The organism is uncultured Fibrobacter sp. (assembly GCF_937877005.1).
In the GTDB taxonomy this organism is placed as follows: domain Bacteria; phylum Fibrobacterota; class Fibrobacteria; order Fibrobacterales; family Fibrobacteraceae; genus Fibrobacter.
In genome coordinates this window covers 1-12,488 of record NZ_CALEFV010000109.1, presented here as the reverse complement: position 1 = coordinate 12,488, position 12,488 = coordinate 1, and the positions used below count along the sequence as shown (strand labels likewise).

At 53.2% G+C, this 12,488-nt stretch carries 10 protein-coding genes and 1 pseudogene; 8 read left to right on the top strand and 3 right to left on the bottom strand.

The genetic code is table 11. The features are described from left to right. Positions 1-885: glycogen synthase (glgA, locus tag Q0628_RS05495; RefSeq protein ID WP_298768918.1), on the top strand; the 885-nt coding region annotated here is incomplete at its 5' end. Here the strand turns inward: glgA and Q0628_RS05490 are convergent. Continuing rightward, a complete protein-coding gene (locus tag Q0628_RS05490; RefSeq protein ID WP_298768916.1) occupies positions 886-2,604 on the bottom strand; it encodes a thioredoxin family protein in 1,719 nt (572 codons plus the stop codon). It lies immediately after the preceding gene. Between the two features lie 204 nt (positions 2,605-2,808). On the opposite strand from Q0628_RS05490, the gene Q0628_RS05485 reads away from it, so the two are divergent. Genes Q0628_RS05485 through Q0628_RS05470 form a run of 4 tightly spaced genes read left to right on the top strand, consistent with a single transcriptional unit; the run spans position 2,809 to position 7,391 of the window. Beyond that, positions 2,809-3,438: a sigma-70 family RNA polymerase sigma factor gene (locus Q0628_RS05485; RefSeq protein ID WP_298768914.1), complete on the top strand. Its 630-nt coding sequence runs from the start codon at positions 2,809-2,811 to the stop codon at positions 3,436-3,438. A gap of 9 nt (positions 3,439-3,447) precedes the next feature. Next, a complete protein-coding gene (locus Q0628_RS05480) occupies positions 3,448-5,592 on the top strand; it encodes a hypothetical protein (protein ID WP_298768912.1) in 2,145 nt (714 codons plus the stop codon). Positions 5,593-5,604: 12 nt separating this feature from the next. Then, positions 5,605-6,036 carry a hypothetical protein gene (locus tag Q0628_RS05475; RefSeq protein WP_298768910.1) on the top strand — a complete coding sequence of 144 codons (432 nt, stop codon included), beginning with the start codon at positions 5,605-5,607 and terminating at the stop codon, positions 6,034-6,036. A 14-nt stretch (positions 6,037-6,050) separates the two neighbouring features. Then, complete coding sequence (locus Q0628_RS05470; protein WP_298768908.1) at positions 6,051-7,391, top strand: CCA tRNA nucleotidyltransferase; 1,341 nt, start codon at positions 6,051-6,053, stop codon at positions 7,389-7,391. A 61-nt stretch (positions 7,392-7,452) separates the two neighbouring features. Here the strand turns inward: Q0628_RS05470 and Q0628_RS05465 are convergent, their stop codons facing one another. Continuing rightward, entirely contained in the window at positions 7,453-8,556 is a 1,104-nt protein-coding gene (locus tag Q0628_RS05465) for a glycosyltransferase (RefSeq protein ID WP_298768906.1), read from the bottom strand. Positions 8,557-8,597: 41 nt separating this feature from the next. Between Q0628_RS05465 and lpxA the strand changes: the two genes are divergently transcribed. Beyond that, the gene (gene lpxA, locus Q0628_RS05460) at positions 8,598-9,365 is read left to right on the top strand and encodes an acyl-ACP--UDP-N-acetylglucosamine O-acyltransferase (protein WP_298768904.1); all 768 of its coding nucleotides are present in this window, start codon (positions 8,598-8,600) and stop codon (positions 9,363-9,365) included. Between the two features lie 26 nt (positions 9,366-9,391). Here the strand turns inward: lpxA and Q0628_RS05455 are convergent, their stop codons facing one another. Continuing rightward, the gene (locus Q0628_RS05455) at positions 9,392-10,552 is read right to left on the bottom strand and encodes a cellulase family glycosylhydrolase (RefSeq protein WP_298768902.1); all 1,161 of its coding nucleotides are present in this window, start codon (positions 10,550-10,552) and stop codon (positions 9,392-9,394) included. A gap of 239 nt (positions 10,553-10,791) precedes the next feature. Here Q0628_RS05455 and Q0628_RS05450 point away from each other — a divergent pair, with 239 nt between their 5' ends. Both Q0628_RS05450 and Q0628_RS05445 read left to right on the top strand, forming a co-directional pair. Further along, positions 10,792-11,535, top strand: coding sequence for a carbohydrate binding domain-containing protein (locus Q0628_RS05450; RefSeq protein WP_298768900.1), 744 nt, complete (start codon positions 10,792-10,794; stop codon positions 11,533-11,535). 9 nt (positions 11,536-11,544) lie between these two features. Further along, positions 11,545-12,488: pseudogene (locus tag Q0628_RS05445) on the top strand (hypothetical protein); the annotation flags it as partial.

Genomic DNA, 12,488 nt, shown 5'->3' with positions numbered 1-12,488 from the left:
ACGACGCATTCGCTCGAACCGCACCGTCCGTGGAAGGCGGAGCAGCTGGGTGACGGCGGTTACGCCATGAGTTGCTGGATTGAACGCACCGCTTACGAAGCTGCCGACGGCGTGATTGCCGTGAGCCAGGGTATGAAGCGCGACGTGATGAAACTTTACGGCGTTCCCGAGGATCGCGTGAAGGTGATTTACAACGGTATCGATCCGGATTTCTATGCGCCGACTTTCGATGAAAACATCCTAACCAAGTGGGGTGTCGATCCGAAGCGTCCGTATGTGCTGTTCGTGGGCCGCATCACACGCCAGAAGGGCATCAGCCAGCTGATCCAGGCGATTCCGCAGATCGACAAGAGTGCCCAGGTGGTGCTCTGCGCGGGCGCGCCCGACACGATTGAACTTGCCGACGAATGCAAGGCTCTCATCGAAGAGGTGCAGAAGACCCGCGACGGCGTCGTCTGGATTCAGGAAGCCATCCCGCATGAAGAACTCCGCGTGCTTTACAGCCATGCGACCGTGTTCGCGACACCTTCCCTTTACGAACCGTTCGGCATCATCAACCTGGAAGCCATGAGCTGCGGAACCCCGGTGGTGGGCTCTGCGGTGGGCGGCATTCCCGAAATCATCGTGGATGGTGAAACCGGGTTCCTGGTGCCGCTCAAGGCGAAATCCGAAACGGATTTTGAACCGGCCGACCCGAAGGCCTTCCAGACTGATTTTGCGAACAAGCTCAACAAGATTCTCGAAAACCCGGAACTTGCAAAGAAAATGGGCGAAGTGAGCCGCAAGCGCGCCATTGACGTGTTCAGCTGGAAGGCAATCGCCCAGCAGACCTTCGACTTCTACCAGGAATGCATAGACCGCTATAAACGCGAAGGCAAGCGGTAGCTACTTTCCTACAATATTCTCTACAATCGCTGCTGTCGTGAGTAATTCCGGCAGCACGATTTGCTTTGAGGCGTCTCCGTCGGGGTAGATTGCGTAGGAAGGGACCCCCGATTTGTACATGCTGCTCAGGAGGGCGTTCACCTCGGGAGTTTCACGGGTCCAGTCGGCCTTGACTAGGGCGACATTCAGGCTGTCCATGGCGTGCCTGAACTCATCGCTACTTAAGACAGCGGCTTCGTTAGCCTTGCAGGTGAGGCACCAGTCGGCGGTTACGTCGATGAATACGGTGCGTTTTTCCTGCTCAAATTTCTTTATGAGAGCGGGCGAGTAATGGAACCATCCGTCTTCGGTCTTTTCGACTTGCATGCGGGTTGCAAATGTTTCGGTTGCGGCACGGTCATATTCGTGGGCGAGTCCCACAAACCATAGCGAAACGAGAACGGTTATGCTGAGAACAATGCCGATGGCTTCGCGAACGAAAGGAACGCCTGGAGGCGCAAACTTACCCAGAAATACGCTGCAGGCGATGCTTGCAATCACGATGCATCCGAAGATGCCGACTCCGTAAAGGCCCGACTGCTCATTGACAATCCACAGGAGCCAGGCGACGGTTGCGAGGAGCAATACGCCCATCACCTTTTGCAGCTTGACCATCCAAGGGCCCGGTTTCGGGAATACCTTGAGGATTTTCGGGAAGGCGCTAACGAGCATGTAGGGGAGTGCGAGTCCCGCTCCGGCAGCGGTAAAGAACAAGAAGAGCACGGGGGTCGTTTGCGCAAAGGCGAATCCCATCGCGGTTCCGAGGAAGGGGGCCGAACACGGCGTACTTAATAGAACGAGGAGCGCGCCGGTAAAGAAGGCTCCAGCGAGTCCTGCCTTGTGTCCCGCGGCGTCCATCTTGGTGGTGGCACCCCACGGGAGCCACACTTCGAATACGCCAAAGAAGCTCATGGCGAATGCGGTTAGGATGACTGTCATGAAGGCGATGAATCCTGCACTCTGGAATTGCATGCCCCAGCCTGCGGACCCGCCGCCGGCCTTGACGGCGGCGACAACGGCGGCGAGCACCCAGAAACTTGCCAGAATACCCGCCGTCGTGGCTCCTCCCAGAGCGAGGAGCCGTCCGCGGCTTTCACCGGCCTGCTTAATCAGGCTGAACAGCTTGAGCGAAAGTACCGGCAACACGCATGGCATCAGGTTCAGTATCAGGCCGCCCAAGAATGCGAAAAAAAGCAGTGCCGCGACCCCCGCGCGATTTTCGCTAGAGGGTTCGTCAGAAATGACGCTGGAGCTTTCTCGCGTCGACTTCTTGAATATGCCCGTGTGTTCGTCTAGCTTGATAGTCTTGCTTGCGGGCGCAAGGCAGATGGAATTATCGCAAGCCTGGTAATGGAATGTGACTTCTGTTCCGAGACTATCGTAGTTTTCCTGGATTCCATTTACTGGAATAGTGACGGAAAACTGGCCACGGAAAGTGAGAATCTCGAGCTCGAGCGCCTCGTTGTACTCCTTGATCGGTGTAGGCCAGATGGCTTCGTCGAATTTAATACCGGGAGCCTTTGCTTCGATCGAAGATGGCTTTAGGAATTCGTCGGTGACTTCATTTGCATTGACATGCCACTTATCCGGTATGGTGATGGTAACGGTGAGCGAACCTTTGTCTTTGAGTGCGCCTGCCGAGTATTCCATTTGCATTTCCGGAGGCGGCATGGAGTTCATATTGAATTCTTCAGCGTCAAGGTATGTTGAAAACAACGTCAGTATGCAACCATATTTTGCAAAATGGAAAGGCCTGCTTTCAAAATGGAAAGCCCTGTTTGCAAGATGTAGTACTTTGTTTGCAAAATTTAAAACAAGCTTGTTTTTGGGTTTGATTTTCATATATTATTGCCCTAAATCTAACGATAATCCTTTTCATGCCTTATGTCTAAAACAAAGAAATTACCGGTGGAGTCCTCCGAATGGATCGATAACGAATGGCGTAAGAATTCTTCACAAATTTACAAACTCTGCCGCCTTTGGAGTAGCGATGTCGAATCCGCTAAGGACCTATTTCAAGAGGTTGCACTCCGTTTTTGTAAATCGGCGGCTTTCCTTGACCGAGACAGGCCGATGATTCCGTGGTTTGTGACGGTCGCCCGCAATAGTTGTCGTAGCCATTTCCGTCAAAGTGGAAAAATCGTACCGGAGTCAAAGCTGAAAACCAATTTTCACGACGATTCGATAAATATAGAGAATGTTGCGGAGTCTCGTACGCTGTATTGTGCGGCAGAAACAAACGAGTTCGCACTGAAACATGAATTGGACTTTTTGATGTCGGATCTTTCGGAAACCGAAAGAATGGCTGTTGAATGTACTTTTATAGATGGTATGCCACTTTGCGATGTCGGTCGGCTGTTGGGCGTGTCAAAGAATGCCGTTGGCAAAAGGCGTGCCAAGGCTCTGCGCAAGATGGAGTCCAAGAAGAACGAACGGACGATGTTGCTAAAAAAAATTGGCGCATCCCCCTATTTGGTAGATGAACTGATAACGCGCCACACGAAAATTTCGTAATTTTGAAGGGTGAAGTTCTTTTCTGCATTTGTATTCGTCCTGCTTCTGACGGTGGACCTGTTCGCAGTCGATCGCTGGGGCGCTTTTTCGGACCCCTTTCCGATAAGGGATGCGGTTCCTTTTGGCGAAAATGGAGTTCTGCTTGCCACGGAAGGCGGTATCCGCTTTAGGATGCCCGATTCAAGCTTTATATACCATTCCGAGCATGGCCTTGAAACCTCCTCCTTCTATGCGCTTGTTTCCTCTAGCCAGGGAATTGTTGCGGTTTCCGAGTTTGGTCTGATTGCGCTGTACAAGCCCGAGACCGATTCGTGGAGCGTCCTAAATCGTTCTTATGTCAAGAACAATGTGCGTGTGATTCCGGGAACGGTAAAAATCAGCGGCGATATCTTGATCATTCCTTTTGAAGACCGATTGGCTTTTTACGATGTAGCTGGTGGAATTTCTGTGCTGACCATAAACCGAATCGGTTCCTTTGAACTTGCGTCAACTCCCGTAAGAAGGTTGGCGGTCCGTGGAGATTCCCTATATGTCAAGACAACCAGTGCATCTTTTGCGCGTCAGATGCCTTGGGGCAATCTTTCCTCCGATGTCAGGCTTAGCGACCCGAATTCGTGGACGCGTCTTGCGAAAGGTCAGTCTGTCGAAGGACTTGAAGATCCCGATAAGTCGTCGGTCCAGGTAGGCGGAAAGGTCCTGAAGGATGCGATTCTCTATAACGGCGATACAAGCGTCGTCCAGTGGACGATTGACAGTAGGGATGGTACTTATTTGGTGGGGCCTATGCTGATAGCGTATTGTCCCAAGGGATCTTCGACGGTTCGCGACTTGACCGGCTATACGGGTTTCGTCATAGAATCCACCTATGAAATAGTGAACCTTCCTCGCGGCGGAGTCATGGCTGCGTCCGAGAGCGGGCTTTTGGCGACGGGTAATATGTCCGGCTGGAACTCTCCTTTTTTTGCCTACAATGGCGCGGGTTCCTTGTCGACGGTCTATACGTCCCGTATCAAGGTCCTTTCCGCCTTGCCCGATGGTCATCTCTTTTTCCATGTATGGGGAAACGCTTACCAGATTTATTCCGAATCGGGAAATCAGCTGGAGTATAATTTTGTCAGCCCTTTTAACGACCTGTGCATCGACCAGTATTTGACAAACTATCCGGTTTCTCCGAATGTCGTTCCCGCTCCGGATCAGTCTGGATTCCTCACGGCAACAGCAAGCAACGACAAATACAGCATCGTGTACTTTACGAAAGATGGCGAAATCCACTGCGCAAGCCATGTCGGCTCGGGGACGGTTCCTGGTGCCATGTACGCCTTGCTTGACGAAGATGGATCCTGGCGAATCTACGTGGCTAGCAAGAATGGTACGGCCTATGCCGAAGAAGGCGACCTGGATGTCTTTAAGTTCCCGCCTCCGAAGTCGAATGGGGGAGAATTGGCGGATGGCGAGCTTCACACCTACCATATGGGTGAACCGGTCCCGGTAGATATGGCCTATGATTCGGTAGGTGGTCGTTTGTGGATGGTTTCTCTATCTACCCTCTATTACTTTGACGAAGAAAATGATACGCTTATGTCGCCGACATCCACGAACGGCTTGCGCATGGCGGAATATACCGCAATTGAAACGGATGTTCACGGAAACCTGTGGCTAGGGTCTTCCAACCAGGGAGTATACCGCCTGGCCCAGAAGGGGAATTCTCCGGATACCCTCGCGGTGACTCACTTTATGTCTAGGAATGGCCTGTTGAACGACAACGTGCTTGACTTGGCGATCGATCCAATCTACGGTGTCGCGTGGTTTGCCCACCAGAATGGTGTCACCTATTATCAGCGAAACGATTTGAAGGATGCGCGAACTCATATGACGGATTCCTCGAATGTGAAGGTCAAGGCGTATCCCGTTCCGTATCGTCCGAAGGTTCATGCTCGCTTTACGATAGACGGTATTTCCGAAAGTTCTGTCGTGAGTCTTTATAACCGTGGCGGAGCTCTGATCAGGTCTTTCCGGAATGCCGAAGTTCTCGGCGGAAAGGTGGAATGGGACGGTTGCGACAAGACCGGTCGACTGGTGGCGCCAGGTGTATATTACTATGTCATCAATGACGGTAGCAAGAACAAGAAAGGCAAGTTTATTATTATCCACTGATTTGGGTGCATTATGAAGCAATGGAATTTGATGATGTTGTTCTCGACGCTTTTTCTGCTTTCGTGTGCGGGTACGCGTCAGGGACTTGTTTGCGAGGAAATCGAGTATCGTCTGAATACCATGACTTATTCGCCGGACCAGCGTGCCTATATGGAAGAAGAACTTCGCGTCTGCCGCGAGCAGGAGGCGCAGAAGAAGGCTGCCGGGGCTGCCCAGAGAAAGAGCATTTATGACCGTTTTGCAGCGTCCGATTCATCGAAGGTCAAGGATTCTTCTCCATCCGTATCCCAAAAGAGTGGCGAGGTGTCCGTGTCGGAAGCACTTCAGGATTCCTCGGGCGTAAAGACTGAAAGCATCTATGACCGGTACAATGCTGTCGAACCGACGGGCGATTCATTAGCCGCTCCGGACACTTCCGCTGTCGATGCGGGTTCGTTCCAGTAGGGAGCACATCTCCGATGGTCAAGGTGCAGACGCTTTCAGGCGAGTGGTTCGAACCGGATCTTCCCGGACGCTTGCTTAAAATTGCGGGCGATATCCGTGAGGCGGGTGGCCGTGCCTTTCTGGTAGGCGGCTGGGTCCGCGATGCGCTTCTTGGAAAATCCTGCCGCGATTACGATATCGAAGTTTACGACATGGCTCAAGATGCTCTAGTTCCGCTCCTTTCGAAATATGGTCGCACGAACCTGGTCGGAAAGGCGTTCGGCGTCATTCATTTGGCAATGAAGGGCCTCTCGCTCGATTTTTCGTTTCCCCGCACCGAAAGCAAGGTCGGTTATGGTCACCGCGGTTTCGTGGTACATACCGACGAAAAGCTCAGTTTCAAGGAGGCGGCGCTCCGCAGGGACTTTACAATCAATGCGATGGGCATGGAACTTCCGGACTTGACTCTTTGCGATCCGTATGGCGGTATCGAAGACCTGAAACTCCATACGCTGCGCCATGTGGGACCCGCCTTTGCCGAAGACTCCTTGCGCATCCTGCGCGGAGTGCAATTTGCGAGCCGTTTCGGCTGTACGCTCGCTCCCGAGACGGTCGAGCTCTGCCGCACGCTCTCGCTCGACGATCTTTCCGTTGAGCGTCTGTTCGAGGAATTCAAGAAGTGGCTCCTGAAGCCGGGCAAACCGTCTCTCGGGCTCCGCGCCTTTCTGGATATAAGGCTCGATGAATACTTCCCAGAAATCCGTCCGTTCGATGGCTCGTGGGAACTTCTCGGTGATATTCTCGACAACATGGCGGAACTGCGTGATGCATGTATTGCTGCCGGGCAGCCTGATGCAGGCCCGTCTAAAGCCGACCTGTGCGATCTTTCCGAAGCGCAGACGATGGAATTTGCGTTTGCAGCCCTTTTGTGTGGCAGTGCCGAGACTTCACTCAAGTTCCTTGAACGCATTACGAACGAAGCGCATTTGCTCAAGGTGGTGCCGCCACTTCTGACGGCTTTCCAGGAACTGGATCCGGCCGTCATTAATGAAGCTTCTTCGCTTCGGCGTCTTGCGGTAAAGCTCGGTGGCTTGAAATTGCTGGGCTTGCTTGTGAAATGTACTCCTCGCGAACATTATGCGGGGGCTACGGCCGATGGAGAGTGCTTTGCCGGCAGGTTCTGGAATGCGGCAAGTGCGCTTGATCTAGTAGAAGCTGCCCCGCAACCCTATCTCACGGGGAAGATGCTCATGGATATGGGGGTGAAGCCGGGCAAGCAGATGGGTGAGGTCATCAAGGCGAGTTTCGAACTCCAGCTCGATGGCGAAATCAAAAATGCAGACGAAGCCGTCGCTTGGGCGAGAAAGAATGTGTAATGTGGAATGCGTAGTGTGGAATTAATAATCGCACATTACGCGTCGCGTACTTCACATTTGATTACTTCCACCTGAACATTCCGGTAATTCCCGCCGGTACGGCGAAGACGATCATCGGAATCTGAATCAGTTCGGTTGGAATGAAGGCGAGCATTCTGCGCTTGGAATGTAGCTTCCAGGATGCGATCATTAGAAAAACGAAATCAACGACAATCTTGGGAAGGATACTGAACGCACACCACTGCCAAGGGCAATCGAGGAATGCGACGCACCAGGGGCTTGCGAACATCCAGATGTAATAGGTGTAAATCAGGGTCAGGAGCAGAACGTAGGCCTTGCTTTCGTAATTGGTTCCATTGCTGCTCCAGCGGGCGCGCTGGTTAAAGAGTTGCTTCCAGGTGTGCACCGGCGCCGTTTCGATGACTGCATCCTTGTCCAGGTTGTAGCAGACCTTCGTACCCGGAATCTTCATCATCTTGTGGATGAGCATGTCGTCGTCGCCGCTCGAGAGGTTGATGAGGTCGCCGAAGCCGCCCACCTCAAAAAACAGTTCCTTTTTATAGGCGAGACATGCGGCGGATGCTACAATCGGGTGTCCCCAGCTGAATCCGGCCGCTTCCATCGCCGTGTAGCCGAGCGTTTCCAGTTTCTGGTACAGGTGCGGCATGGTGCGGCTGCCGTTGTTCTGCTTGGGCCCCTGCACAATGCATATGCCGTCCACGAAGCGCCCCGCCATGGCGGTGATCCAGCTCTTGCGCGGAATGCAGTCCGCATCCATCGTCAAAAGCACTTCGTTTTTCGCGATCTTGAAGGCGCTTTCGAGGGCGCGCTTCTTGGGGCTTGCGATAACCGGCAAGTCCTGCGACAGCGACAGCACCCTGAAACGCGGGTGGGTGGCGGCGAATTTCTCGAGAATCTCCTTCGTGGAATCCGTGGAGCGGTCATCGACACAGATGACTTCCCATTCGCCCGTATAGTCCTGCTCGGCTAGGGCCTCGAGCGTACGCTGTGCGAATTCTTCTTCGTTTCGCATGGGGACGACCACCGATACGCTTGGGGTCGCCTTGGGGCCTTTGTAGCGGTGCGTGCGTACCAGTCCTATGATAAAGAATAGGAACAGGAGCACGTAAAGCGCGGTGAGGCATGCGATGATTATACCACCCATGCGGCAAAATGTAGAAAAAACAAATTGCTAAATTTCTAGCCATGATTCACCCTTCTGCATTTGTAAGCCCACAAGCCAAAATACATGAGTCCGCTGTTGTTGGTCCCTGGTGTCTTGTCGATGCAGGCGCAGAAATTGCCGAAGGAGTTGTTTTGGAGTCTCGCGTCCATGTGTATGGGGGCGTCTCCATTGGAAAGAACGTGCATGTTTACGATGGCGCCATTCTCGGGGCCCCGCCGCAGGACCTCAAGTATTCGGGGGAACCTACGCGGCTTGAAATAGGCGAAGATTGCATCATCCGCGAATACTGCACCTTGAATCGCGGAACCGTCCAGGGTGGGGGTTGTACGCATGTTGCAGATAAAGTATTGATTATGGCGTATTCGCATATTGCCCACGATTGCGATATCAGGACTGGAGTCGTCATCGCGAACGGTTGCCAGCTCGGCGGACATGTGCGTATTGGAGAGTATGCGACTATTGGCGGCGTGACTGCAATTCAGCAGCGCAATCAGGTTGGCGCCTACGCTTTCGTAGGGGGAACTCACAAGGTTGACCGCGATGTGCCGCCCTGCACCAAGGCTTTTGGCAACCCGATCCGTTACGGAGCCTTGAATCTGCACGCCTTGCGGCTCCATCCGGAAGAATTCCCCGAAGAACGCGTTCAGGCCCTGTCTCGTGCTTATCGGGAACTTTACCGCGGCAAGCGTCCTGTTGCCGAAGTCGTAGAGGAATTAAAAAAAGGCCCGGAACCTTTGTTCCAAGCCTTTTTCGATGAACATTGGGGCGGTTCGCTCGTTCGCCCGTAGGCTTTTAGCCCTTAAAAGCAGATCCCTTACAGGCCGAATGCGGCCGGGAACCCTTCGAACCAGGTGTCGTTATCGCGGTCGTAGGCCTCGAATCCTCCGACAAGGGTGAATCCCCAGTAGTGCCAGGAAATGTCGAAGAGTTCAGCGGCCTCGATGGACTTCTGGGCCCACTGAGCCTTCATTCTAGCCGAAGGCAGCTGGTCGCCGGCGTTGCACATATTCTTGTTTGCGCGATCCGTTCCGCCCGAGATGCCGAATTCACCCATGTTCATGGGCACGTGGCCGCCATTTACGTCGGGGTAGAGTTCTGTGGCCATCTTTACGTAGGTTCCGAGATCTGCCCTTGCCGTATTGGCGTAGGCGGCATCGCCGGTACAGCTGTAGCTGTGTCCCTGGTGGCTATAGCCATAGGGTTCGTAATAGTGGCCCGAATAGATGATGTTTCCGTCCTGAGGGAGCTTGAGTGCCTTCAGGTCGGCAAACTTGGCGGCATGATAGGCTTCGAACATGATTGTCTTGCCCGGGGCGTTCTTCCTGATGACGGAGTAGGCCGAATTCATCAGGTCGTTGACGTCGTCTGCGTTGGGGCAGGTCGGTTCGTTCAGGATTTCAAGGACGAGCATGTCATCGGGGAAGGAGTTCAGTTCTTTGGAAACTTGGTCCCACAGGGCGAGGAAGTGTGCGCGTTCCTCTTCGTAAAGGGCCGTGGAGTCCGCGTTGCCGCGGTTCTTGGCGCTGCAGAGGTTGTTCAATTCCACGTAGTGGTGGAAGTTCACGACGACGGCGAGTCCCTGGTCTATGGCCAGCTGAATGTCTTCCTTGACTCCGGCGAGGCGCTCGGGATCGACGGTGTGCGTACTGTAGTCGGAATCATACTGCCAGCGGACTGGCAGACGAATGGAATTGAACCCGGCATTCTTGATGGTGGCGAAATCCTTGTCATCAATGCAGTTGCCCCAGCTGCAGTCCAGGCGGTTTCCTTGGGAATCCCAGGAGTTGCCGAGGTTGATTCCTTTGCCAAGACGCTTGTTCATGGCGCGGCCCTGGGAATAGTCTACCGGAACCGCGGCGGTTCCTTCATCTTCTTCGACGGGGGCGACTGGATCGTGTTTGCTATCTTCGCTACAAGCGGTCAGCGCAAGTGTGCAGGCAATCGTCAATGCGGAAAGCGTACGGGGAGAAAACATGTATACCTCTTGTAATAGGGGTTTGTAATTTAAACTAAAAATTACACTTTTTTGGGGTCTATGATAGGGGCTAGGAAAAAATAATGTGTTTACTCTAGAAACCGCAAAAAATCCGTAAAAAAAGCAAAAAATAGGGGCGAAACGCCCCGCTATGGAAGTTTTTTTTCGAAAGGGAATACCTAATGCTCGTAAAAACAAGTTATATTGTAGCGGTCCGTATCTGGAGATTTTTAGATATTATGAACGAACATACGCAAAAAGCAAGTTGGATCTGCGCCCTTGGCGTACTCCTTTTAGCGTCATTTTCCTTTGCTGGTTATGGTTTTAGCGATTACCGCGACCGCGACCAGTCTCGATTTGTAACTAAAACGGCCAAGCCTTTCAGGCCCGACAAGGATGTCGTGTCCGTGGTGATGCGCGAGGCCATTCCTCGTGGCGGTGGCTATACCTACCAGTATCCGCGTGAAAACCCCGAACCGGTACTTACGGATAAGTATGCCATGGAAGGTGCCCTTTCTATGGAAATCGAGCTTATCGCAAGCGACTATTCCGGCGTGGCTATCTGTATCGCGGGTTCCGTCGACTTGACTCCCTATTACGAAGAAGGCGTTCTTGAATTCTGGCTCAAGGGTGAGAAGGGTGGCGAAAACGCCCTGTTCGTGCTTGTGGACGACGGTGTGAAGAGTGGTGGCGAATCGCTCCAGGTGAAGCTCCGCTCCAAGAGCCTCGGTGAAATTACCACGGAATGGAAGCATTTCAGTATTCCTCTCAAGCTGTTCGGCCTGACCGGTGTCTACTGGGATGCCAAGAACACCCGCGAAGTGATGCTGCCCTTCAGCTGGAGCAACTTCAAGGGATTCCGTCTTGAAGTCCGTAAGGACGAAAACGAGTCCTTCAAGGTCTGGATTGACGATATCGTGATCAAGAAGCACGGTAAGGCCTATGAAGGTCCGATGAACTATCCGTTCCGTAACGAGATTTAAGAGGATTTTATGCGCAAACTACCTACCCTTATTACGACTCTGCTTTGCTGCACGTCTTTGGCTTTGGCTCAGTTTGACGACGAGGAAGTCTCTTCCGAAGAGACTGCTCCGGCCGTCGAAGAAAGCGCCGAAGCTTCCGAACCCGAAGAATCTGTTGCGGAATCCTCTGAACCGGCAGCCGAAGAAAGCGCCGCCGAAGAAGAAACCGTTGCCGAAGCTCCTGTAGAAGAACCCTCGGCTCCTGTTGAAGAAGCTCCCGCAGAAACTGTCGCCGAAGCTCCCGCGAAGGATTTCTCGAAGCCTGCTGAACAGGCTCCGTATCAGCCGCTCGTGGTCAACGCTTCCAAGCATCTTGACCCCAAGGCGCAGATGACCAATGTGGAAGAAGGCATCGACACTCTTTCCAACAACATGGAATCGACGCTCATGGGCAAGGACGATCTGCCTATGGCGGTTTCCGGTTACTTGGCCTTCCGCGTCAAGAACTTCCATTATTCGAAGCGCAGTCCTTGGGTCCAGGATGACCTTGCCCGCACGCCGATCGACGCTGTTCTTAACATGAACATCGTGGCGATGCCCAATTCCTACATGACCTTGTGGACGAACCTCTCCTTCCCGTTCGACCTGTCGGGTCTCTACTCCAACTACCTAGGTAGCCGTCCGACGAAGGTTCCCACGAACGACGAACGAGTCCTTTACGATCACTCTACGGACTTCTATAGCACGTCCATTAACGAAGAAATGAACTTCGGCGTGGATATCCGTGCCGGCGTGTTTGGTGCCTACGTGACCGCCGGTGGCGTGATCTGGGCGAACGCTTCTCCGCTTACCATGTGGGAACGCGAAACCAACCCGCGCTTCGCCTGGCAGTATGAACTGTTCGAAGACGAAAAGACTGTTTCCACTTACTATAAGGAAAAGGTCTTTAAGCCGGTTAAGGAAGGTGGCCGTGC

Coding starts and splice junctions, on each gene's coding strand:
- Q0628_RS05485 (WP_298768914.1), top strand. CDS start 2,809: ATGTCTAAAACAAAGAAATTACCGGTGGAGTCCTCCGAATGGATCGAT.
- Q0628_RS05475 (WP_298768910.1), top strand. CDS start 5,605: ATGAAGCAATGGAATTTGATGATGTTGTTCTCGACGCTTTTTCTGCTT.
- Q0628_RS05490 (WP_298768916.1), bottom strand. CDS start 2,604: ATGAACTCCATGCCGCCTCCGGAAATGCAAATGGAATACTCGGCAGGC.
- Q0628_RS05450 (WP_298768900.1), top strand. CDS start 10,792: ATGAACGAACATACGCAAAAAGCAAGTTGGATCTGCGCCCTTGGCGTA.
- Q0628_RS05470 (WP_298768908.1), top strand. CDS start 6,051: ATGGTCAAGGTGCAGACGCTTTCAGGCGAGTGGTTCGAACCGGATCTT.
- Q0628_RS05465 (WP_298768906.1), bottom strand. CDS start 8,556: ATGGGTGGTATAATCATCGCATGCCTCACCGCGCTTTACGTGCTCCTG.
- Q0628_RS05455 (WP_298768902.1), bottom strand. CDS start 10,552: ATGTTTTCTCCCCGTACGCTTTCCGCATTGACGATTGCCTGCACACTT.
- lpxA (WP_298768904.1), top strand. CDS start 8,598: ATGATTCACCCTTCTGCATTTGTAAGCCCACAAGCCAAAATACATGAG.